The following is a 26,205-nucleotide window of genomic DNA, read 5'->3' on the forward strand; positions in this document are numbered from 1 at the left end:
GGACCAGCACGGCCCTGGACGACCACCAGCGGCGGCGCTTCTTCTCGGTGATCTTCTCGACGGTCTGCCGTAGCCGGGGCACCTCGGTCAGGAGGACCTGGGCGAACGTGTCCCGCTCCAGCTGCGTCGCGGGCGACAGCGGACCGGTCAGCCGGTCGGCGAGCTCGCTGCGCAGCGCGCGGAACGCCTTCCGGTACTCCCGCGCGGTGAGGCCATGGTTCATCTCGGTCAGCACCAGTGCCGTGGTGACGGTCTGCCTGAACCAGACCGGGTCGATGCTCGCCGGCAGGGCGCCGACCCAGTTACCGGTGCGCTCCAACCACAGGTAGTGCAGCTGCCCGGCGGCCACCGGGTCGAGCATCCGCCGCAGCTCGCGCCAGCCCCGTTCACCCAGCTCGGCGAGCAGTGCGCGACCCTGCTTCGCCCAGTCAGCCCAGGTCTCGCTGGCACCGGCGCCGGAGTTCTCGGCCATCATCCGGCCGATCTCCCGCGCACGCGCGGCGTGCGGGCCGTCGACCGTTCCGGTCCCAGGCTCGATCGGGCGGGTGGAGGTGACCGGGGCGGCGGAATCAGTCCGGCCTCGCGGCGTCGTCGGTTCGCCATCGGGCCGCGCGGAGTCCGCCTGCTCGCGCCAGGCGGCGAGCCGCGCGGTGAGCTCGGCGACGGCCTCGGGGGTCCGGACGTTCTCCGCTCCGTCCAGCCAGGCCGCCATCCGCTCCGCGGCGGCGGACCAGGCCTCACTGAACGGGTCGGCCTTGTCGATGCCGGCCGGCAGGTCGTCCAGCAGCGCCTCGCCCAGCGCGGTGATCCGATAGACGCGCGTCCCGGTTCGGGTGTGCACGACCGTGATCAGATTGATCTCCGGTGCGGCCAGTGTCTCGAGCCTGCGGCGCAGCGAGTCGCCGTCCGCGCCGAGATCGGCGGCCATCGCGCGCGGGCTGCCGCCGGGGTTGGCGCGCAGCCAGTCCAGCACCGCCCTGGCACTGCCGCCGGCAGCGGCGGCCGCGCCCGTCCGGACCCGGCGTACCGCGAGGACGGCGCCGATCAGTGCGGCACCGGCAGCGAACCCGGACACCGTGGGGGCGCTCGTCGCGAGGTCCAGCAGCACCGACAGCATCGAGCGGACCGGGCCTTCGCCCGAGGCCAGCGTCGCCGCCGATGCCGTGGACCCGTGCAACATTCCCGGCGCGAGCAGACCCATGGCGATCAGGCCGACCACCGCCAACGCCTTTCCGCCGCGGTTCCACCTCGGCCACCGGTGCTTGACGGCGCTCGACGGGCGATCATCCGACAGCGTGAAGGTATAGGTGGTGTCCCCGATGGTGATCGTGCTGCCGTTGCGGAGCGCGGTCGGTCCGGTGAGCGGTGTCCGGTCCACCTTGACCGCTGTCGGGTCGTCGAGGCTGTGCAGCCACCAACCGTTGGCACGCATGATGAGCACCGCCCTGACCTGGGCAGGCCCCGGCTCGGTGAGGCGCAGGTCGGCGTCCGGGTGCGTCCCGATGATCAGGGAACCTCGGTAGATCGTGTGCTCTTGGCCGTGGCGCGTCGACAAGGTCACGCCGGACGCGAATCCGTCGGCGTAGCCGCGCTCATACAGATCGGTATAGGCACCGGCCGGGATCCGGATGATGAGCCGTTCGTTGCGCGAGACGAGCAGCTGCTCGGACTGCCGTGCGGCGGCGAGGACCTCCTCGACGGTCAACGACATGGCCTCGGCCAGCCAGCCGACATCCACCCAGTTCCACTGTCCCAGTGCGGCGAGCACCGGACCTGCGAGCCGCTGGCCCACGTGGGCGTCGCGCACGGCAACGAAGTTCCGCAGCACGGTCTGGAGGATCTCGAGCAGCCAGCCGAACTTGACCCCCTCCGCATCCGACAGGCCGGCCATGAGTTGCGCTCGGGGCAGCGTCGGCTCCAGGAAGCGGGCAATCTTGATCAGCTGGTTGATCCGTTCCAGGTGGGTGAGATCGTCGAAGCTCGCGTCCCGGTCCACCCAGGAGCGCAGGGTGTTCAGCGGCGCCAGAAAGGCCAGCAACCCGTCGACGCGTTCCCGATCGGAACCGCTCAGAGCGACGGCGGCAAAGTGGCCCCGCTGCGCGGCCAGCCCGTCCGTCAACCGGCCGATGCCCTCGTCCAGCCGTTCCCGGAGCTGGGGCAGCGACGCCTGATCGATCGGGTAGCTCGGGTCGAGCAGGCTCGTCCGCGCCGTCGACAGCAGCCGCGCCCGCACAGCTGTCTGGTCCGTCGCCAGCGCCTGTTCGTCGGCCAGCATCCGATCCAGCCGGCGAGTGTTCGCGGCCGGATCGCCGCGCGTCCCGCCGAGCCCGCCCATGCCGAACGGAACCGAGGCCGCCAGCAGCCCCGCCTCGGGCGGCAGACCGTGCCTGACCAGCAGCAGCGCGACCAGACCGCCCACGGCGATACCCACCACCGCCGTGGTCCTGCCCCGGAACCTCGCCGTCCAGCTCGGCTTCGCACTCGGTGCGGCCGCCACCTCGACGATCAACGCGCGCCGGTTGACCACCAAGATGTGATCGCCAGCCGAAGTGGCAGGGCTGATCGCGTCGACGCCGCGGATCGCTGCCCACACCCCGAGGTCCTCCAAGGCTCGGGCCAGCGTGGGCTCACCGTTCGCCCGCGCCTGGGCGATGTCACGCAGCTGAGCATCCATGGCGGCCAGGTCATCGACGACGACGGCGCTCGGGTGCAGATAAGCGCGGATCAGCGCGCCGGTTCCGTGCGCGGCGGTTCGGCCGCGACTGCTGTGCAGGCCTCGAGCGAGTCCCTCGTCGGTGGTGAAGTTGTGTCCGGTACCGACGAAGTCCCTGGCGTATCCGATGAAGGGGGCCAGACCGGTGCGGAATTCCTCGGCGTTGGCGGCCGCGTCCGGGCCGGAGATGCCTCGGTAGAGCGGCCGGTGGCCCTGCCGTTCCAGCGCCGAGGCGGCCTCCGCATCCACCACACGCGGCGGACCGCCCATGTTCTGCGCCTCCAGCGCCCTCTGCACCGCCGCGCGCGGGTGCAGCCCGCTGAGCTGACGCAGCTGCTGCACGTTCCAGTCGGTCAACCGGAGCCTGCCGAACGGAATGGCTGCGGCAGCCGCGCCGAGCAGTGATGCCGGCTCAGCGCCGTGCAGCGCCAGCAACACCGCGCCGGCCAACGCCACACCTGCGACCACCAGCCCCTGGGCCCAGCGCCGCGGCCGCTTTGGCTTGGGTTTCCGGTCTGTGTCCGCGCCGAGACCGGCACGCGACCGGACCTGGCCATCGGCTGCCAGCGAGGCGCCGGCGTTGGGCCGCGCCGCGAAGCCGAACCGGTACATGAGGGTCAGCAAGCCGCCGTGAAGCTCGACGAATCCGGACAGCTCGCCAGCGGCCGATGGGGGTCCGCGCGGCTCGGCCGGGGACCGGGGAGTGTTCGACTCCGGATGGGTGTTCACCGAGCCGACCTGCTCGGTGGCGGCAGGGGTGGGCGTGCCGGGGGCGCCGGCAGCGCTCGCTCCGCCGCCGCCCTTCGTTCCGCCGGCGGCCAGCCCGCTCGCGCCGACCGGGGTCGGCGGCGTCACGGCCGTCTCGCGCGCGGCGGATCCGGCCGGGAAGGCGAGCCGCACCGACGGCTCCCCCGCCAGGTCATCGACGATCTCCAGGCCCGAGGACGGGAGCCGCACAGCCTCCTCGACGATCTCCGGGGACTCGTCCAGTTCATCGCTGAGCTCGTCGACCGACGTCGGTGCACCACCGCGAGCGAGCAGGCCGGCGATGTCCGAGGCGAGCCGGGCCAGCGCGGGTCCCTTGGCGGCCAGCGCCGTCTCACGGATCTCGTCGAACCGGGTCGAGGCCGCCGCCAGCCGGATGGCCAGTGCGCTGAGCTCGTCGCTCGACGGTTCCTCGGCCAGCAGGTCCCGCACGGTGGCCAGCATGCGGGCGAGGCGCCCGCTGGGGCCATCCGACGCCGGGCCGGTGATGTCCAGCACGGACTCCCACGCGCCGGCCGGGCGGCGGCCGAGCTGGTCCAGTTGCTTTTCGACGGACTCCAGCAGCTCGGTGATCCCGGCGGCCGGATTCCGGACCGGCCGCGCCGCGTCGTCCTCGGCCCGGCGGCGCCGGTCGACGACCCCCGGCGGGTTGTCGGGTGTCTCGCCGCTCGGGCGGGAGAGGCTGACCTCCGCACCCAGGCCGATGTAGCGCAGGCGCGTCAGGTGGCTCAGGTCCAGACCCAGCTCCTCGGCCAGGCGCCCCAGCTGCCCCAGATCGCTGCCCGGGTAGGTCACGGTGGCGACGTTGAGGTGCTGGACCAGTCCGGGCGCACCCGGCACGGTCATGATCTGTCCGGCCGCGCTCAACCGCACCCGGTACCGCTCGTGGCCGACCTCTCGGCCGCTGTAGAAGTTGCCGTGCTGGTCGACCACGAAGGACCAGAGGTCGTCGGGCACGCCCAGCTTCATGAAGCCGCTCGTGTCGAATGCGGTGCCGTCCTTCGCCCAGTAGAACCGGCCCTGCCGGACGTAGAGGCGGTACTCGGCCATCCACGCCGGAATCACGAAGTCGATGCCGGCACCGGGAATCGGGGTGAGCGGCTGCTCCCTGCGGGCCTCGTTTAGCACCTGTTCGGCCCGCGCCAGCTCGGCGGCCACCACCTGACCGGCGAGCGACATGGCGGACTCGGCGTGATCGTGGCCGACCCACACCTCGTCGGCATGCTGGGTCTCGTGATCGACGAAGTCGCGCCACCACCGCTCGCCGAGCAGGCCCAGATCGGTCAGCTCGAGCAGATGCTCCCAGGTCTCGATGAACATCACGATCTCGGCGCGGCCCGCGTTGTTGCGGCCGTAGCCGATGAGCCGCTCCGGCAGGTCCCCCAACCGCGCGGGGAGCAACGGTCTGGCCTCGGCGGTGCGCAGGAGCGTGACGAAGGCACCGGTGAGACCGAACGGCAATGGCCGGGTGGCAGGCTGCCCTGCCTTGTCGATCATGTCGTCCAGGCCGCTCTCGAACGACTCACGCTCGGCCATGTCGAGGTGGCCGTGCCGCGAGAGGTCTCCACCGAGGTCCCCACGCGACCGGGACGTCTGGCGCTCACGCTCCAGCGAGGCCGCCAGTTCGAGCACCGAACGCACCAGCGGCTCGCTGTGCGGGTCGCCGTAGCCGGGCACATCATCGGGGAACATACGGGTACGTATCGCGCGGAGCAGCTCGCCCCGCCGGTCCGAGGGCACCACCCCACGCTCCACCAGACGCCGCACGATGATCAGCTGTGCGATGCCCTCGGCCAGCCGCTCGCCCTCGAGCCCAACCGCGGTGAGACCGTCCTCCCGCTGCTGATCGTTCGGCTCCGGCCGACCGGCCGAGGGAAAGGTATCCAGCGTCGTCTCACTGAGGTGCCGACCAGCCGTCACCCCGACCACGAACTGGAACACGTGGACCAGCTCGTGCCAGGTGATGTACTCGTCACCGAGGGCCACCAGCTCGTCCGGGGAGAGAACGACCCCGACCGCCGCGAGCGCATCCCGGAGGCTGAGCTGGATGGGATGGTCGCGGTCACTACTCATCCGCACCTCGGCGTCCACCGCACCGCCAGCCCTCGGTGGGTCCGCCCCGAACCATCCCAGGAGACCTGCCCTCGGACTGTCCGGGCCCCCCTCGTACCAGTACATCTCCCTCGGCAGGTCTTCGATCAGCCTTCGCAGCCATGCCGGGGCCAACACGCCGAGCGGCCCGAGTCGCCTGAGCTCCGAGAGGAACTGGGGAAGCAGCGCCAGGATCGCGGCATCGCGGGGCCGACCGGGGTCGAGGCGTAGCTGATCGAGACGTTCCCGCTCGACCGGCTCGGCCATGGCACGGAGCCGGTCCAGCTCATCCCTCAGTTCCGCGACCTGGCCGGGCGAAGCCTCACCTAGGGCCTCGCGGCGTTCGAGCTCCGCGAGCTGTCTGGACAGGCGTCGCAATCGCGCCAGAACCTCATCTGCGGACTCGACGTCGTGCGGCTCACCCGAGCCGATCGAGGTAGCGCCGGGCGGACCTCGACTGGTCGAGGCCCGTGCGGCCGCCCGCACCAAGCTGACACCCAACTTGACCAGGGGGACGGCAACGGCCAGCGTCAGGACTGCCACGCCGACCAGTAGCTGCCCGGTGTGCCCGCCGAAACCGAGCCCGCCGATCGCTACGGCGCCCAGGGTGGCGAACAGCGAGGCTCGTGCCTGCGCACCACCGTGCGCTGTGCCGTTCTTCCACCGCGTCGACGGGTCGGTGTCCGCCGGGACCATATCGGTGAACGCCGCGCTGAGCTGGGGGTCGGTACCGTACAGCAGCCCGGTTCCACCGTCCAGGCTCAGCTGTACCGCGTGCCCGACGAGCCGGCCACTCGAATCGAACAGCGCGCCGCCGGAGGTGCCTGGACCGAGCAGCACCGGCACACCGACGTGACCGGCACCCAGGAAAACGACCGGCCCGACACCGGCCGCGAGCAGTCCGCCCGGGTTGCCGACCACGGTGAGCCACTCGCCTGCCCGCAGCGGCGTGCGCCGGGGGGTCGCCGCCGGCACGTCCAGTCCGTACACGGTGATCTCGGCCAGGTCGACGGTTCCACCGTCCCAGTCCGGCGCGTTCGCCACCTGCCAGCTGAAGGCCTCCTCGGCCAGCCCCCGGTTCGCGCCGTATCCCTCGACCCGGACGGTGCGCCAGCTTGCCGCCGGCACCCCGTTGACCGTGATCTGCCCTGGGGTGAAGCCCTTCACCACGTGCAGGGCGGTCCGCACCGTGACCGGACCGCCAGGCACGCCGGACACGACCACACCGGAGCCGCCCTGGAGGTCGATACGCACCACGGAAGCCCAGGCCGTGCGGCCCGGGATGGTCAGCTCGGCGCCGCCGACGGGGAAGATCCCGACGATCACATGCCGGCCCGGTTGGCGCTCGAACGTGACCAGCTCGAACCCGCCGGGCAGCGTCGTGGCGCGCAGCGGGCCCTCGGCGCGCCACACCGCGTCCTGGTCGGCCCAGCGCTCGGCGCTCACCGTGAGCAACCAGCGCGCCCACTGCCAGGCGTTGGCCTCGCCCAGCCCGTCCCGGTGCGCGATCTGCCGGGCCAGCAGCCGCAACAGGTTGCCGGGATGCGGGCCGACGTTGACCAGGTTTCCGCTGACCACGAGCACACCCTGGTCGCTGGCCCGCTCGAACTCGACCACTCCCGCCCGAATCACCGGCGTGAAACCGCTGTCGGTGACCCAGGCCGGGATCAGGTAGACGCCCTGTCCGTCCCCGGTGATCGCGAACTGCCCCGGCAGCACGAGGAGCGCCTCGAACAGCGCACCCGGCTCGACCCGCAGGGCCGAGGCGAGCGCCGGGGTCTCCGCGTAGCCGGCGGGGGTGCGCCTGAGCAGCGAAGAGACCTGTTCGGCGAGCGGCAGTCCGGCACCTCGCACCCTGGCCGCCTCAGCCTCGCCGAATCCGGGTTGGGGCTCGGAACCGCTGCTCACCAGATGATTCGCCCGGTGCGACCGTGCTCTGGTCAGCAGCTTCGCGACCGTCACGACGACGATTACGCCGACCACTAGCGTCGGGGTGGCCGGTGCTGAACCCGCGGCATCGAGCGTGGACGCGCTGGCTGATTCGGCGAGGAGCAGCAGCGCGGGTACGCCGACGCCGACGAGCACCGCGGCGCGGGCCAGCAACGGCCGCAGTCTGGCCATGATGGGGTCGGCTCGCAGCAGCCAGGCCATCGTCGCGCCGAGCGCCGCGCTGGTGACCGCACCCGCCACCGGGTGATGCAGCCACAGCAGGCCCAGCGCGAAGACCGGCAGAGCGATCCCGACCGGTTTCTCGATCAGGTCGAGCAGGCGCCGGGCCGGTGCCCACAACAGGCGGTGGCGCCGGGTGTCCGGTGCATCGGTCGGCTTCGGATCGGCCGCATCGGCCAACGGGGGCGCGTTGCGGTTGATCGCCCACATCAGCATGAGCAGCGCGCCGACCCCGACCGAGGTCACCGTGACCGGCAGCGGGTCGGTCATGGTCAGCATCGCCACGAATCCGTATGCGGCCAGCGACAGCCGGCCGATCTGGCTCGCCACCCACAGGTGCGCCGGCGACGGCTTGTGCTCCCGGTCGCCGACAGTGGCCTTCAGCTTGTGGAACACCCAGTAGAGCGCCTCGAAGCCGTTGCCGAGGAACGTCGCCATGAACACCATGTTGGCCACGCTGAACACCGGGCTGGTGCCCTGGAACACCGAGGCGAACATCGGGTACTCGGCTTCGAGGATCGCCGCGAACGACGCGAACGACGCCCATGCCGCGAACTTCGACCAGCCCGTCTTGCGTTCTTCGGCGCTGGGGTTGTCCTTGTTCAGCAGCAGCGCCAGCGCCGCCGGGGACAGCGACAGCAGGAAGCCGACGTCCAGCAGGGCGAACGCGAGGTCGATGTGCCGGTTCACCCCGACGGCGGTAATCGCACCGTATACGTGCAGGTCCAGGTTGATCGTCAGGGTCACCGCCGCGACCGAGCCGATGAGCTTCGCCCAACGGCCTTCTCCCCTGCCCAGTGAGCCTTGGTAGAAGTTCAGCGTCTGCCGCAGCAGGAACGCGGCGTTGGCGACCCAGGACAGCGACGTCCAGATCGGTGCGCCGCCAACCGCCAGCAGCAGCCCGGCGATGTTGGCGGTGCTGACCAGACCGGTCGGGGTCTGCATCCACCTTCCGAACCGTGCCCAGCCCGGCCGCGCCATGGCCGCCGGCAGCACCCGGGCCAGCCGGGCAACCGCGAACGCACCGATTGCCGCGCCCACCATGGCGGGAACCAGCGCGCCGCCGGACAGCACGGCGCCCAGCACCGTGCCCGTCAAGACCGTGACCAGCGTCGACGGCGGGCCCCGGGCCGGATTGATCAGCCTCGGCAGGCCGGCGAAGCCAGCCGACACCGCCGCAGCGGCCGCGCCCACCGCCAGTGCTGTCCCACTCGACCAGCCGAGTACCGCGGCGCCGGCACCCGAGCCGGCCGCCGCGACGAGCACCGCCGCCGAGGCGAGCATCCGGGAGAACGGGGTGGCCTGGTGCTTCGGGCCATCGGTACCTGCGGCTTCAACACCGTCGACAACCCCGGCAAGGCTGCCCGGCTGAGGCTCAGCCGACTCCGGGACGACCGGCTCGGCCGGCTTGTCCGGCATCGGCTCGGACGGCAGCGTCCGCAGTGCCTGCCGGAGCTGCTTCTTGACCCCGGCCGACCAGTCCATGCCGTGCTGCTTGGCGAAGTCGCCGATCCACTGCGCCGCCTTCGCGTGGCCCTTCCACTGGCCGACGTTCAGCAGGAACGCCAGCTGGTATGCGGTGAAGTCGGCGTCCATGATGATCAGCCGGTACAGGTCGTCGATCACCTGCTGAGGCGCGCCGCTCGCGTGCAGCCGCTCCAGCTGGTGGCGCAGGTCGTGGCCGAGGAAGTTGGTCAGTGCGGCGCCGGGGTCGGTGGCCGCCGCCGAGAGCAGACCGCCGAGGCGGGCCAGGGTGCGGTGGAGCTCGACGGTCTCGAAGCTCTCCCGGTTGGCGGACATCCAGCTCAGCGTCACGATGGCCTGTTCAGCGGCGGTGTACACCCAGCGCGCGATCTCGAACTGGTCTGCGCTGAACTGGCCGGGCATCCCGATGCGCAGCATCAGCTCGGTCAGCGAGTCGATCGCACCGGCGTGGTCACCGAACATGGCCTGGATCTCGATGCGCTGGACGAGCTCCTGGTCCACACCGACGAGCTGCCTGGCCATCTCGGCGAACTCGCTCACGCCGGGCCCGTCGACAGCGGGGCCGTCGGCAGCGGGGACGGTTCGACGGACCGTGCCGAGGGAAGGTTCGGTGAGCGCCCGGTACCGCCCGAGCGCCCTGGTCAGCTGGACCTGGACCATGCACATCTCGCCGCACGCCTGGTTCAGCTCCGTGGTTCCCCGCGTGTCCGTCCCGAGTGCCTGCTCGGCGGCGACCACACCGTCGTGGGCGGCGGTGAGCTTGCCGCTGAGCCGGTCGATCTCGCCGACCGCCTGGCGGACCTTCTTCTCCTGCCCGGTGAGCGTCTTACCCTCCGCGCGCGCGACGGTGCCGGCAGCGGTTGCGCCGTGAATCTCCGCGACCACTTCTTCCTCGGCGGCCGCCTTGCCCTTCAGGACGGCGTTGAGCTGACGGACCTGAGCCTTCTCGGCCTTCTCGACCGCCTTGCCGACCAGCTCATCGGCCACCTTCGCCGGGATCGGCTGGTCGACGTACTGCTTCGCCAACCGGTTCAGCACCGCGTTGTTGCCGTGCTTGCGCAGGACCGGGTCGTCCAGCGCCAGCCATTCACCGACCGAGCCGCGTTGGCCATTGCGCGCGGCCCGGCCGAAGCCCTGCTCGGTGGCGCGGCGCGAGTCGAACAAGGTCGTCGTGGTGACCAGCAGCCCACCCTCTCGGTTGGCCAGTTCGCCGAGCTTGATGTCGATACCCCGGCCGATGATGTTGCTGGCCACCGTCACCTGGTACGGGCGACCGGCCGCCTCGACCACCCTGTCCTCATTGCCGAACCTGATCCGGGGATCCAACGCGTTGAGCACCTCCGCGTGGATCCGGTATTTCTCGCTCCGCAGCAGCTTGGCGAAGCTCTCCGCCTCGGCGGGTGTCCCGAAGATCAGCAGCTCGGGGGCGGCGTTATACCTGCGGCTCGCGACGTCCTTGGCCAGCGCGGTCAGTGCGGTCTTCGAGGTGGCGTACAGCACCGTGGGTCTCGTCCCCCTCCGGCTGGGCGCGTTCGTGGGCGCGTCCCACACGGCGAGGCCGTACCGCTTGCGGAACAGGCCGCGCTCCACCTTGCTGCCCGTGGTGCCGGTCATGCCGGCGATGGCGTCGTACTGCTCCAGGTACTCGGCGGTGGAGATCGAGCTCTCGGACCGCTGCCGGTCGTGGATCGGGAGGCCGTGCTTGGCCTCGATGGCCTCGTGCAAGCCACCGCTCCACCGGCGACCGATCAGCGCACGACCGGTCTTCTTGTCCACGATCTCGATCCGGGTCCCGTCGGTGATCTTGTACTGCCGGTCGAGGAAGTAGCCCTCGGCGCGCTTCGCGTTCTCCAGATCGGTGATCTGTTGCGGACTGAGCTCCTCGTTGGTCCGCCGCTTGATCTCCCTGGCCTGAGCCGGGCTGATGGTGACCTTGCCGTTGCGACGCACGGTGTACTCGTGGTCTCGCAGCTCAGCCGCGCGGTCCCGTGCCTTCGTCAGCTCGTCGTGTCGGGCGGTGCCCTCGATCGCACTGGCCAGCCGGTGCGGGCTCGCGCCCCAGTCCAGCAGCACCATGTCGGCCTCGTCGACGACCGCGAAGGCGTGGCCGGCTTGCACCCGGTACTCGCTCGGCAGCTTCTGGTCGGCGAGGTGGTCGAACAGGAACTCGCTGCCGGTGCCGATCGTGATGTCTGCCTGGTAGGCCTCTCGGCTCTGCGTCCAGTGTTTCTGGTAGGCGGCCAGACCCTCCTCGCCGCGCGGCCGCTGCGGCAACACCCGCACCTCGAGCCTCAGTTCGCGGGCGACCTTGCCGTAGTAGTCGGTCAGCGCGTCCTTGGCCAGCTTGCGGCTGGTGGTCATCACGTGCACGCCGTGCGCCTCACCGAGGCGGTTCTCCAGCGCGCGTTTGGTCGCCACCGCCATGCCGACCAGCGTCTTGCCCTCGCCGGTGCGCATCCCGACCAGCGAGCCGCGCAGCCCAGACCGCAGACGCTGACGCAGCGGCAGGTCGCGTACTCCCCTGTCGATCACGATCGCGGCAGCCAGCTGCACGTCGTACAGCTTCTTGCCGGTCGTGCGCCGGATCGTCTCGCTGACCAGCGCCCAGTACTCGGCGTCGGTGAGCCGCTGTTCTTCGGTCAGCGTTTTCCCGTCGGCGACGAGCCGCTCGTACTCTCGCTGGCGGTCCAGCAGTTCCTGGTATGCCTCGTCCGAGCCCAGCGTCGACCACTTCTTCTTGAGCTCGCGCACCAACTCCCGGTTGAGCTCGAGCTGGCCGTAGATGGCCACGTCGTGCTTGGCCTGCGCGTGCTCCTTCGCGGCCTCCTCGGCCTTCTCCTTCGCGTCCCTCCACTCCTCGGCCGCCTGCTCGACCTCGCGGTCGTAGCCGGCGCGCTGTTCGGCCAGCTCCTTGCGACGCCCGTCGTCGGTGGCCTCGCGGTACTCCTTGTCCAGCCTGCGCTGGTGCACCCGCTGCTTGACCCGTGCCTGCTCCAGCTTCTTGCGCTGGGTGGCCTCTGTCTCCCGCGCGGCATCGTGTTGTGCCTTGGCTTTGTCACGGACCTTCTCCAGGTCCGTCTTGGTGACGACCGCCTCCTTCTCGTCGGGAGGTTGCGCGATGTCCTTCTCCGACGGTGGGTCACCGCTGTGGAACTGGCCGTCGTGCTTGTCCGGCACGATCTCGGAGTCCGTCTCCGGCTTCGGCTGCCCACCGGGGCCACCCGCTTCCGACGGGTCGGCACCGGCACCGGGGCCGTCGCCATGGCCGTGCGGACCGCCCTCGCCGGCCCCGGGCTTCGGCCTCGGCGACGGCTGGGGCGAGGGTTGGGGAGCGTCCGGTCCGAACGGTCCCCGGCCGCGGCCGCCCGCCGGGTCACGCCAGGTGCCGGTGACCGGGTCGAAGTGATGTCCGCCGAGTGCGACCCGCGCCGGGGTCCTGCCCTCGGCCTCGACGACCCGGAGCGCATCCGGGTGCTGCCGGCCGAACCGGCCGTTGTCGCTCGCGATCGCGGAGCGGATCTGGGACTTCTTGACGTCCAGTTGCCTGGACAGCTCGGCCAGCGTCATCGGAGCGCCGTCGTTGGCCCGCACCCAGGCCCGGACCCGGTCGACCAGCGACGCCCCCGGGCCTCCGGCGAACACTGCCGCGGCATCGGCGCTGGACAGCGCGTTCTTCGCGCGCAGGACCAGCGCGTCGGCCCGCTTGGCTCGCGCGGCGGCCTCCGCCGCCTGATCGATGACCGGCGCGGCGGCGCGGGTGGCGTCCTCGACCGCCGCTTTCAGGTCGCCGACCGGCGCTGCCTTCTCGTGTGCCACCTGGGCGGCGTCGGCCGCCGCCTGCTCCGCCGCCCGCGCCTTCGACGCGACGGTACCGGCGATCGCGGTGAGCTTCGCGGCGTTCGCCTTGATCGACTTCGCCTTACGGCCCTTCGCCCTGCTCGCCTTCGCGTTCGCCTTGGCGGCGGCCTTCTCGGCGACGTCGGCGCGGCCCCGCGCGGCCTCCGCATCGGCCTTGGTCCGCGCGGCTTCCTTCGCGGCGGCCTGCGCCTCGGCGGTCGCGGTGTCCCGGTCCTTGATGGCCTTGCGGACCTTCGCGCCGGCATCGGCGGCCACCGCCGCCGCCTGGTCCGACTCGGCCCTGGCCTTCTTCGCGTCCTTGGCGAAGCCCTTCGCCGCGTTCGTCGACCAGTCGTTCTCGATCCCCTCCCTGGCCCGGTCGAGCGTGCGCTGGCGAGCCGCCCTGACCGGGTCGTCCAGGCCTTCCCGGGTGACCCTGCCGCCCTTCGCGGCGAGCCGCTGGCTCTTCTTCTCATACGCCGCGCCGACCTTGTCCCTGGTCGCGGCCCGGCTGACGCCGAGCGTCCGGTACGGGTTGGGTGGCGTCTTGCGCAGGCCGGCGAAGCCGTGGTTGGTGATCAACCTGGACCGTTCGGCCCCCCGGCCGAGCAGGTCCGCGGTCTTGTTCAGCGCCATCCCGGTGCGCATCCAGCCGGCGCTGTCCTCCCCGGCCAGTACCGCGCGGTCACCGGCGGCACGGGCCAGCCTGGCCGCCGGGGACAGCAGCATCCGGGCGCCCAGCGCTCCGGCGCGCAGCGGCACCGTCGGGGTGAACTGGACCCGCGCGATGGCGTTCGGGATGTCCACCACCGTCGCGGCACCGTTGAAGAACTTGGCCCTGCGCTCCAGGGGTAGCGCCTGGCGGATGAAGGACTGCCGTGCCGCGGTGTTCGCGGCGACGTCGGGAAGCTCTGCGGCCATGTCGCGGAAGATCGCGGCCCGTCCGGCCGCGCTCGCCGCCGCGCCGCGCAGCCCCATGCCGAGCACACCGCCGACCACGAGTACCGGGGTGGCCGCCGCCATCACGGTGCCGTACGGGTCCACGAACATCTTGTGGCCGAAGTTGTCCCAGCCGCCCGTGTAGATGTCCGCCGTGGACTTGGCCATGCCCACGGCCATGGTGTTGAACGGGGCGACCCTGGCCCAATACTCATCGTCGGTCTCGCCGGGGTGCTGAGGCGCATCCGCGAGCGGGGCGTCCGCGATCTGAGACACGATCGGGCCCAGGTCGATCGGGCCGGCGAGGGTGCTCACCGCGGTGTGGTGGGAGTCCTGCACCACCACACCCCCGATCACGCTCGGCAGGAACATCACCGTGTCGAGCTCGCCCTTCATCACGCTGCGTCTCAGGTTGGTGACGAAATCGCCGGTGCCGAAGCCGTTGTCGGTGTCGAAGTCCCTGGTCCGGTTCGCCGTCCACATTCCGGGAGCCTTGGCGAGCCAACCGCCCGCGCTCTTGATCCAGTCAGCCGGGCTGGAGCCGAAGCCGTCGGACCTGTCGTCCAGCTTGGCCGCCTCAGCCGGGTTCAGCAGGTCGTGGATGTCGTCGTAGCTACCGGTGCTCTGGTTGGCCAGGCTGTAGAAGTCGTCGATCTTGCCCTGTCTGTTGGGTGAGCCAGGTGCCCCGCCGACGATCGACTCGACGTCCTCCTTCGACGCCACCCTGGCGGGCATCCTGGCGATCTGCGCACCCATCGAGGGGTTCGGCGAATTGGGGTCGGCGGCTCGCTTCCCCAGCGTGCCCATGTCGGTGTTGCTCCAGGTGGCGCCCGCTTCGGCCAGCTCGTCCGCGTTGAACGGGCGTACCTCGCAGTCCTCGCAGTCCTTCGTCTGGAACGGGCTGTTGTAGGCATTGTTGATCGCCACCATCTGGTCGTGGTTCGCCGCCGAGCGCAGCGCCAGCGGGAGATCGGCCGAGCCGGTCGAGGGCAGCTGGAGGTCCTGCAGCTTGCTGCCGAACACCCGGGGGCCACCGACGGCGGCGTCGTAGCCGGCACTCACCGAGTTCGCGACGTCCAGCAGCTTGCTGTTGGCGGCGGCGTCGGCATCGGTGATCGGTTCGGGCAGCACCTTGTCGTAGTCGGACAGCGCTTCGAGACTCTGCTCGGCGAGCTCGATGCTCTTCACCGTCGCCGGGTCGCTCGCCCCGTTCGCCACGCCGAGGTCGATCTTGCGCAGCGCGGCCTGCGAATCCTCGAGCCGCTTCCTCGGCCCGGCCTCCTGGTTGGTCAGGTCGGCCAGTGCCGCCTTGTACTCGGCGAGCTTCTGCTCAGCGGCCGCATACGAGCCGGTCCCGTCGCGCAGCGCGTCGTTGGCGGTGTTGAACGCGGCCAGCTTGTCCGCGACCGTGTTGCGGACCCCGGTCAGCGCGTCCAGTTCGCGGCCAGCCGCGACCGAGGCGGCCTGCTGGTCGAGCAGGTTTTTCTTCGCCGCCTCGATCTGCACGCCCCGCTTGTTCGGGTCCGGGTCCAGGGCGGGCGCGTTGGCGACCGGGTCGAATCCAGGGTGGTTGAGCTGGGCGACCAGCGCCGGGTCACCGGCCAAGCGCATCTCGATGTCGCCGGTGCTCGCCTGGGTCGCCTGGATCGCGCCGACCACGGCGTTCTCGTTCTCCAGCTTGCGCATCCGGGCCAGCAGCTCGGGGTCCCTGTCGGCGAGCTTGACCAGCTCATCGCGCACGGCCGGGGTGATCGGGCCGCCGCCCGCCTGGTTCTTCGCCTGTCCCATGGCGTTGACCAGCGGCTGCATCTCGGGCATGCCGACCTCGTTGGCCCACCGCTGGTCACTCTGGTATTCGGTGTACTTCTCGACCGCCTTGGCGCGGGACATCAGGTCCTGCTTGCCGCCCGGTGGCCCCTGCGGCGCGAGCGTCTCGTAGCCGGCGGCCATGGTCATGGCGGCCGTCGGGTCGGCCCAACGCAGCCGGCGTCCCGTGGCGTCGGAGGACGTGGAGCAGGACGCCCCGTCCCCCGCGCCCACGGTGCAGGACTGGCCCTCGTGGTAGACGTCCACCACCTTGCCGCTGTCGTCCTTGGTCACCTCGGTGTAGAGCAGGCTCATGCCGGAGGCACCGTGCCTGGCGGGGTTGCCGCTGTCCTTCTTGTTCGGATCCGGGTCGCCGCCGGTGGCCTGCGCGTCCCGGCCGAAGACATCGGTGCCGTGCAGGGAGCCGGTGCCGGTGGTGAAGCCGACGGCCCAGCCGCCTTTGCCGTTGCGGTCGCGCAGCTGCTGGACGAACTCGAAGCTGCCCTTGTCGTCCTCATCGTGGTTGTTGACGACGCCGTGCTGGGTGTCGGCACCGCCCATCCACGGCGCACCGCTGCCGGTGCAGTCGGCCGCGGTCGAGTAGCAGACGTTCATGCCACCGCCGCCGGCCTTGGTCGGTAGGTAGTGGGTCATCTCGCCGTCGCGCTTGCCGTCACCGGCGCAGCCTTGGCAGCTCAGGGCGACCCCCTCGGCGGTGAGGGCCGTGCCGACGCCCTTGGCCGGGCCGTTGCTCTTGATGCTCAGTGCACCGCCGAGACCGTCCTTGTCGCGCGTGGTGATGTCGGCCTTACCTGAGCGCATGTCGAGGGTGTCGCCCTCGGCGGAGGTGAACTGGCCGCTGCCGTCGAACTGGATGCGTCCCTGGTTGCCGGACAGCGCGGTGAACTGCACCCAGGTGCCGTGCGTGGTCAGCGAGTCGGACCCCGGCGTGACGGGGTTCAGGTCCTTGATGTTCTGCGGCAGCGTGATCGTCGGACCCTGGTACCCGACCTGGCCGTTGATCTTGCCGTCGAACGGCATGCGCGGATTGTCGACGAGGGCGAGGCTGTTGGTGCCACCCGCGGGGCTGGCGCCGACGTTCATGCGAATCCCGGTACGACCATCGGTGACGTGCCCGGTCTCGCCCTTCCAGGCCGCTGTGGAGACCTTGGTGGTCGCGCTGTAGGCGATCGCCGCGCCCTTCGAACCGCCGACCTCATGGCTCTTCGACGAGCCGGGAGCCACGGTGTTCGTGGCGATGTAGCGGTCGGCGGGTGCCGCGGTGGGGTTGTAGCTGGCGGACTGCCCCTTGCCGTTGCTGATCGAGCAGGCACCGGAGGGGCAGTCCTTGGAGACGGGCGCCCCGTCCGCGGCCTTGGTGGTCACCACGTTGACCTTCTTGGACGCACCGACCCGCAGGTTGCCGCCGCCGTCGTCGATCGGTCGGCTGACCTCCTCGATCTGAGCGCCGGTGTCCTTGCCGCCCAGCTTCGTGACGTCGGCGTCCTTGGCCGAGGCCGGCCGCTGCCCACCGATTGTCTGCTGCTGCCGTTGTTGCTGTGCCGCGCGCTGCCGCGCAGTCGCGGCCGCCTGCTGCCTGGCCTGCTCCGCCGCGACCTCCCGACCGGAGGGGCCGGTCCTGGTGAAGCGGCTGGCGCCTCCCTGCTCCTGGCGGAAGTTCTGGCAGTTGCCGCTGCACTTCGCGCCGCCGCTGCCGCCGGGGCCGGCCTGCGCCCAGGCCTGAATGCCGCAGCCGCCGTTGGTGTTGCCGGAGCAGGTGCCGGAGCCGTCGGACTTCCAGATGCCGGACGGGTCGGTCCAGGTGGCGTTCTGGGTGCGCTTGTCGTGCGCTTCGGCGTGCGCGTAGTAGCTGGCCTTGCAGTTCTTCGCACCCGAGCAGGAGGCCAGTGCCTGCGCGAATGCGGGTCCGCTGACCGCGGCCGCCGAGGTGACGACCTGGCCGCCGCCGATCGTGCCCTCGTCGGATCCGCTGGCGTCGGCCTTCGCGGTGGCTGCCTTGGCGTGGCTGTCGGCGGCGAAGGAGTACGAGCAGGTCGACCCGTCACCCGCGCACGTCGCGCCGGCCAATGCGTAGTCGGCGGTGGCGGCGGCCCGGCTCGCGCCGGCGCATTCACCGTCGGTGCCCGCGGTGCAGTCGGTGCGTGAGGTGGCCTTGTTGGTGCCGCCAGGGGCGGCGGCTTCGGCGTCGCCCTCGGTGTGGGTGACGCAGCCGGTTCCGGTGCAGCCGGCCTGGACCTCGCTGAAGCCCTTCGCCGTCGTACCGCCGGTGCCCGCCTGGCAGCCGCCTTCGGCCCGGCAGGTGGCGGTGGCCTTCGAAGCGACCTTGGCGCCGCCGGATGCGTCGGTGGTCGAGGACGCGCTGCCCGTGCACCCCTCGGTCTCGGAGTCGCACGCGGCGGCGACGTACGCGGTGGTGTTCGCACTGCTGGTGGCCGGGTCACCGGCGGTCAGCGAGGTGCTGGACCCGGCGGTGATCTGGGCCTGGCACTCGCGGGTGCCGTCGCAGCTGTTCTGCCCGGTGGCGACGCTGTGGCTCTGCTGACCGGCCGGGCCGGCGGTCACGTCGGCGTTCCCGGTGAGCGTCCCGCTGCAGCCCGCCTCGGGGCAGTCGATCATGGAGGAGGTCTGGGCGGTGCCCGAGGTGCCGGGGATCGGCGTGCCGTCCGGGCCGGGCTGGCCGGAGTCCTTCGCGGTCGTCGCGCTGACCTGGCTGGCGGCCGCGCAGCCGGTGGCGGCCGAGGTGCAGGTGGCGTCGGTGTGCGAATGGCCGGGGGTTCCGGCGGTGTCGCCGGTGGTCGTGGCGGTGCATCCGGCCTCGGTGCACTGTGCGGTCGCGTTGGACTGCGACATCGTGGCCGGCGCGTCCGATACCGGCTTGCCGATGGCGTCGGTTGCGGCCTTGGCCGCGTCCAGTGCCTGCTTCGCCTCTGCGGCGGCCTCGGTGGCGGCGCTGCGCTGTTCGGTGGTGGCGCCGGGACCGGCGGCGATCTGTTGTGCCTGGTCGGCGGCCTGCTGTGCTTGTGTCGCCTGCTCGGTCGCCTGGTCTGCGGCGCTCTGCTGCCGCAGCGAGATCGTGTCCACGACGACCTGGCCCGAGCCCGCGACGGAGTTCGTCGTGCCCTGGCATGCTCCCCGGCCGTCGCAGGTGGCGGTGGTCGAGGAGTCACCGTTCGGGGGACCTCGGGAGCCGTTCGCCCCGTTGGCGGTGTTCGGGCCGTCGCTGCCCGACGCCGAGGAGTGGACGGTGCCGGCGCATCCGCTGCCACTGCCCGCGCAGTCGAGCGTGGCGGTCGCGTTGGACCAGGACGAGGCGCCGGCCACGGTCGGGGCCACGTTGGCGCCGGCACCCGGGGAACCGGCGGGCGGGGTGGCGGGCTGGCTGTTGCCGCCGGTGCTCCCGGTGCTGTTGCCGGAGCCGCCCCGCGTGGCCTGCTGCTGGCCGGAGCCGCCCTGCTGACCGATCTGCTGTGAGGTCGTGGTGGCGTTGCTCGTGGATGGTGCGTCGACCAGCGGCGCGATCGTGGAGGCGTCCGGGTTGGCCGAGGCACCGGAGTTGGTGACCGCCTGGCAGCCGCCCACCGCACCCTGGCAGTCGGCGGTTCCGGTCGAGCCGCGCGGGTCCGGAGAGACGCCCAGGTCGGCGCCGGTCGCGGAGCTGGCGACCTTGCCGGTGCAGCCGCCGTCAGCGCAGCGCAGCGCGGCACCGGACGCCGAGGCCGCCGAAGCACCCTTGGCGGTGTCCTGGCCGTTCGGGTTGCCGGACAGGTAGTCCGCCGCGCCCGGCCCGGTCGAGGCCACCGACACCGTCCGCGGGTCGCACGCCCCACCGCCGGCGGTGCAGGAGGCGGTGCCGGTGGTGGTGTGCGGCTGCCCGGTCGCCGGGTCGACGCTGGTCGCGGTCGAGTTCGCGGTGCCGGAGCACTGGGCGCCCTCGGCGCAGTGCACCGCGGCCGAGGAGGTCGAGATCGCGGACGGGCCGCTGCTCGCCGGGGTCTGGCCGGGCAGTGTCAGTCCGGGTCCGGAGGAGGCCTGGGAGTCGGTCGTGGCATCGCAGCCGCCGCCGTTGACCTGGCAGTCACCGCCGCCGGATGCCGTCTTGGCCCGGCCGTTGTCCACCGCGGCGTCCGAACCGGTCGCCTGCGAGCGGACCGAACCCGAGCAGGTGGTCGAGTCGGGCGCGCACTTCAGCGAACCGGACGCGTCCGACACGCTCTCCAGCCCGCCGGAGACGGTCGGCGGCGGTGCGGGCTTGTCGGCGGGTGTCGTGCTCTCATCGGTCAGGCTCGCGTAGTCGGCGGTCGGCTGGGTCACGGTGGGCTGGGTGAACCGGGTGGCCGAGTTCGACTGGGACCGGCAGTCGGTGTCGGTCGAGGTGCAGCTCGACGAGCCGGTGGAGGTCTTCGCCGCCGCCGGGGTGGCCTTGCCGGTGGTGGGGTCGATCGTCACGTCACCCGAGCCGGTCGAGGAGGTCTTCGACGAACCGTCGCCCGTGCAGCCTGCCTGGCCGGTCGGGCAGGTCACCGAGACCGACGATCCGCTGGACGACGTGGTGTCCCCGTCGGTGCGGGACAGGGCTACGGCGGTGTCGCTGTCGGGCTGGGTGACGGCCGAGCCGGACTGGCTCTCGCAGCCCCCGCCGTTCACCCTGCAGCTCGCCTGGCCGGTCGTGGCCCGCTTGACCTCGGTCGTCTTCACCGGGGCGGGCACGGTCGCCGGGGCCTGCGCGCCGGGGATGCCTGACTGAGCGGTCGCCGGGGTGGCGGGGGCCGGGTCGGCGGGCAAGATCGACGTGTGTGAACCGTCGGCGCTGGTGTCCGTGGTGGCGCCGCCGGTGCAGCCGGTCGCCTCGGTGGCGCACTGCGCGGTCGCGCGCGCCTGAGGGCCACCCTGGCCGGAGCCGGTCAGGGCTTCGCGGGTTCCCGCGTCGCCCAGGTCGGTGGTGTCCCGGTTCGCCGGGCCGCGGCCGGAGTCGCCGTAGCGGAGGCCGGCCCGGGAGTAGCCCGAGTCGTGCCGGTGGTTGTCGGCGGTGTCGCCGGTGGGGCTGGCGCCGGAGGACGTGGTGCACTCACCGGTCTTCGTGGCACAGTGCCCGACACCAGAGGCCTGCCCGGCCTGGGTGGCCGGCGGGGTGTTCGCGGGAGCACTGGCCAGCTGCGTCGAATCGGTGGAGTCCGCCGGGCCGGCCGGCGTCGGGTCGGTCGGCTGGGTGGTGCTGTCGTGGCCGGCCGAGTTCGTGTCGCACGAACCGGAATCGGCGCGGCAGTCGGCGTAGGCGGCGAACCGGTCGGTGTCGGTGTCGATCGCGCAGTTGCCGGCGCAGGTACCGGTGGACTCGGACTTGTCCCGCGCCGCCCCGCTGTCCGCGGTCGGTGTCGTGGAGGTGACCTGGCAGCCGCCCCGAGCCTGGCACAGCGTGCCCGCCCGGTCGGACTCGGCGAAGGAGCTGGTGTTGCAGTCTCCCGCTCCGCACGAGGTCGACGCCGACTGGGTTCCGTTCACCACCGCGGTCTTGCAACCGCCGTCGACCCCACAGGACGCCGAGGCGGTCCGCTGGCCGGTGCCGGAGGAGGCGCTGCAGCCCGACACCCCGGACAGACCCATGCAGTAGTCCTGGGCGGCGCGCCGCGAGTTCTGCTCGTCCGCCGAGGTCGTGCAGGTGGTGAACGCGCCGCTGGCCGCGCAGCCGGCGGCCGAGCCCGAGCCGTCGGAGGACAGATCTGTGCTGGGGTCATGGCCCGTCGCGGAGGCCAGCCTGGCGGTCCGGGCGTTGACCCGGCGGGTGGCGCGGTCGAAGTCGGCCTGGTGCTGATCGAAGGTCGCCTGGTCGAGGGTGCCGGCGGCGACCTGCGCCTGCTCCGCCTCCAGCGTGGCCCGGCTCTTCGCCAGTTCCTGCTGGCCGGACACCGTGTCGGTGATCAGCGAGCTGGTACGCGGGGAAAGCTGCGCGGCCTCGTCGTCCGCCTTCTTGACCAGGGCGGCCTGGGAGGCGGCGGCCTTGTCGTAATCGGCCTGGGTCATCGCGCCGGCCTTCACCTTGGCCTGCGCGTCGGTCAGACCCTGCTGGCCCTTCACCACCGCGAGCCGATCGGTCAGCGCCTGGTTCGCCGCCGTCTCCGACTCGCCCGAACCCCACCACGACATCAGCTGATCCTCGGTGGAGTCGTCCGGTAGCAGGTCGGGAGCCTGACGCCGGTCCAACGACGACTGGAACGCCGACGAGCTCGGCTCACCCGACCCGCACGCCACCTCGCAGCCCTGCTGGCCGGAGGTGTCCTGCTGACCGCCGTCACCCGCGTTCGGGATGCCCGAGCCGCCGGTCCGACCCGATGTACCCCGCAGGTACTGCATCACCACGTCGAGGATCGACGAGACCAGCTGGTCGACCGGGGAACCCCCGGTGTCGCCCGGGTTCTTCGGGCCGCTCAGGCCGTTGCCTTTCAGCCAGCCCTGCACGGTCCTGCTGATCTGTGCCGCCAGGTCGTCGAAGTCGTCCTGAGTGGGCCGGGGAGACGAGACCGATGCCTTGCTGGTCCCGACACCGGAGCGTCCGTCACCGGAGCTGTTCGTGCCGCCGAGCCGGCTCAGCAGCTGCCCGATTCCGCTGAACAGGTCACCGAGGCCGTCGACGAGGTCACCGGTCGGGGACACCGGGCGGTGAGAAGAGCTTCCAGGGCCACCGGCTGAGTGGCCCGAGCTCTTGTCCGCGTGCGAGGAGCCGAGAATGTCGGAGAGCAGGTCATCGACGAACGAGGTCACGCCGGAAGAAAGGTGACCGCCGAGGCTCGTGCGGCCGTCGCCGCGATCGATGGTCGTACCGTCGGTCCCGGTAGCCGACGGCGGGCCTCGGCCGCGCAGCGCGGAGAACACGTCCGAGACGATCTTCCCTGCGCCGGCGCAGCGAGTGCCCGACGACGTGTCGCACCCGTTGACGCGCTGGGTCGAGTCTACGTCGCCGTCCGAGGAGGTCCGGTGACCATCGCCTCGGACACGATCGGAGTGGCCGTCCGCCAGCTGACGCCGAGGGGCGGTCGCCGCCGCCCGCCGATCACCGGTCGAGCTGAAGTGCCCTTCGAGCGCCGCGCCCTGGGCCATCGCCGACTCGACCTGGTCGGCCACCCGGGACAGCGTCTGATGGGTGTGTGTGCCTGCCGCCTGACCGCCGATCGCCGAGACGAATCCGGACACCAGGTCGACGACCGAGGACATCACCTCGTCAACGCCGGGGCCGGACATGTTCGCTCCACCGGCAGAGCGATGACGGCTGTGCGAGCCGGTGCCGTGCGAGTGGTTCATCGTCGGAGCGGCCACCTGCCCGGCCGGGGCGTCGTCGCGGTCCTGACCGTTGCCCGTCAGCCAGGTCCGGACGATCTTGCTGATCTGATCACCCAGCTCGTCGACATCGCCGGCGGAACCACCTCGGTGCGCGGGAGAGGCGATGTCGCCGTCCGAGCCGGAGTGTCCGCTCGTGCCGCCGAGCTGTCCGAGCAGGTCGCCGATCCCGGTGAAGAACTGTCCGAGGGCACCGAGAAGGCCCTGCCCGACCGCATGCTGCCCGTTCGAGCCCCGACCCTGCTGGGACACCGTGCCCGAGCCGTGGGTGTTCCGGGTCGCGCCACCCGAGTTCGGGTTCGCGCCGCCGGTCGAGGAGCTGCCGCCCCGCTGCTCGGAAATGAAGTTTTCGATCAGTGACGTGATCCGCGAGGAGAGCCGCGAGACCGCGCTCTCGACCCGACCGCCGACGTCACCGAGGTTCACGTTCGTGCTGTGTGTGCTGGGCTTGCCACTGGTGCGGACGTTCGCTTCCGATCCAGCCGGTGGCCCACGACCACGCAGCGCCGACAGCAGACCCGACTCCAGCTCGTCAGGACCAGCGCACCGGGTGCCTCCCTCGACGTCGCAACCGATCTGGCGGCGAACTGAGTCGACGATCCCGTCGACCGCGCCCCGGTCACCGACGCCTCGGCTACCCGTCCGGGCCCGGGCGGTGTCCGCGGACTGACGGGAACGTTCGACCGCGGCCTGTGCCGCTGTGCCCGCCGGTCCGTTCTGGCCCGTCGCGCCGAGTCGCCGGTTCAGCGCGGCACTCTGCGCCAACGCCGTCTCGACCTGATCAGCCGCATTCGCCAGCGCCTGGTGCGTGCGCTGCCCGGCTGCCTGCCCGCCGACCGTGGAGACCACGCCGGAGACGAGGTCGACCACCGAGGAGAACAGGCCGTCGACACCTGGCCCGGTCACCGGGCGGGAGAGCCCCGCGTCCGGCGACGTCGAACCGCTGCCGCTGGAGGACCCAGAAGCACCGGCCGCATCCCACTGTCCGGTCAACCGGTGCTCGATCTGGGCCTCGATGGTCTTCGACAGCCCGGTCCCGGTCGCTGCATCCGTCGGGCCCGCCTCGGTCGAGCCGCGCCCGGGCTGGGCGTCGGGATCACGAGGGGTCTCGGTCGTCGGCGCAACCTTGTCAGGTCGCTGGGTGGCCGAACCGGCGACACCGTTGTCGGCCAACCAGCTCCGGACGACTCCGGTGATCCGCTGGGCCAGTGCATCGGCGTTCGGCCCGGTCGGAGCGGTGTCCTCGGCGGAGGTGCTCGGCTGCCCGGGCCCGGAGCGTCCGGTGGTCTGTGGTGAGCCGGCGGACGAGGTTGAGTCGCCGATGAGCTTGGCCGCCAGACCCAGCGCCCAGTCGATGATCGACGACAGCGCGGTTCCCTCGGTCACCGGTGGGGCACTCCCGCCACCGTCCGAGCCGGAGGAGCCGCCTGCCGGACCCGCGGACTTGTCGCCACCGAACAGGCCCCGCAGCCAGTCGAGCAGACCCGTGCCGTCCGTCTCCCCGACGGGGCCGATCGAACTTCCGGCCGAGCCGCTCGCCGACGTGTGCTCGCGGGGACGCTCGTCGGCTCCGGTGGTGTGCGGAGGGTGCGCCAGCATCCGATGGGCCGCCACATCGGCGGCCGGTGCAACCGATTCCGTCGGCGCGGAGAGAGGGGTATCGCTGTTGATCGCGCCGACAACTCGCCCCGGAATTCCGGTCACGAATTCCAGGAGCGGATCGATAGCTGAATTCACCGACGACGAGACCGAGCTACCGAATGAACCACCGCTGGTGTCCGTTCCGCTGTCGGTAGCGGAATAACCACTCCCGCTCGCGCCGGAACGTCCAGTGCGGGTTGTCGCCGTCCAGGTCGGCAATTCGTCGGACCCCGATCCGTACTGATCGTCGGATTCGGAGGAAACGTATCCCGATCCACTCGCCGAGCCGGCCGGGCTGCCACCGGCGGTGGCCCACCAGTCCGACAGTCCCGAGTCGTCCGAACCGTCGAATCCGAGACCGTTGTCCGTCCGGACGATCTGACGCGCACCCGGGTGGTCCTTCACCGAAGTGGGGTCAGGGCGGGATACCGCCGTCAACCGAACCTGATCGGAGGACGCAACCGAGCCGGCCGAGGTGATGGTGGTGATCGCCAGTGCGGCGAACCACAGCAGACCGACGGCCGCGAGGATCTTCCCGAACGAGAGCGATGTCAGGACACGCGACAACAGCGGCACAGCGGCGCTGACGCGCCGCCCGCCTGCCGAAGTCACGGAAGCCACTGATCTCACTCCAGGAAGAGGAAGGGGAACCTGCGAGGGCTGATCGGTACCGACCCGGGCAGTCCGCCTGACGGGCGATACATCCTCGGTGGTCGACTCGACGCTCTCGCGCCTTCGTCCACTGAGTCGATCTGTGTAGTGCGTGGCCCGCGGCGCTGTCGCGCTCGGCCCGTCCGTACCTGTCGGCGCCAACCGCGGTCACGTCACACGGAGACGCATCCCTGACGAGTAGCCTCTAGCCAGGTCGATCAGATGCGCGAGCTCAGCCTCCGAACATCGCGCCGAACCCGTTGCGTGCGGTTCGTTGCGCCCAATCTAACCCACGATTGTCCCGACCGCAAACAGCCGTCGAGTTTTCTTCCGTGGCGTTGCTGGAAACGTCGAACTTAAAGTTCACTCGAACTTTCAGATTGTCATTACAATTCATCCCAAGCCACCTCAGACGGGCCGCGGATATTTAGTTCCACAGCGCCCGATCCCCTTCTTGGGCCAATCCGAACAGGCCACCGGCCACGGCCGACGGCCATGGCCAGACGGCGGCCACCTGCTGACCGCGTGGCCGTTCGCCCTGGCCAGTGACATGGCCACAACCGTGGCCATGTCGATGGCCGGCCACTCTCGCCGCCTACTGCTCGGTCGTCGTGGCCACGATTCAGCCCACCATTCGATTTGGCCGACATAAAGTTCACTTGAACTTTTGAATCTACCCGACACCTCAGCCCGGGCAGCTGGAGCGAGATCGAAAATTAATGAGTCGGCGACGCTGCGGCGAACTGCGCCGTCGTCGG

General features: G+C 71.3%; 1 protein-coding gene (cut by a window edge). It reads right to left on the reverse strand.

Annotation, left to right across the window (positions count from 1 at the left end; genetic code table 11):
* Window positions 1-25,417, reverse strand: partial view of a preprotein translocase subunit SecA gene (locus G406_RS0114765; RefSeq protein WP_156934881.1) — the 5' portion only. 23,135 nt of this gene lie to the left of the window's left edge; 25,417 of the gene's 48,552 nt are visible here — the first part of the coding sequence; it begins with the start codon at window positions 25,415-25,417; its stop codon lies off the left edge, out of view.
* Between the last annotated feature and the right edge of the window lie 788 nt (window positions 25,418-26,205).

The sequence above is a fragment of the Actinospineispora spinosispora DSM 44797 genome (genome assembly GCF_000429025.1).
Lineage (GTDB): Bacteria > Actinomycetota > Actinomycetes > Mycobacteriales > Pseudonocardiaceae > Pseudonocardia > Pseudonocardia spinosispora.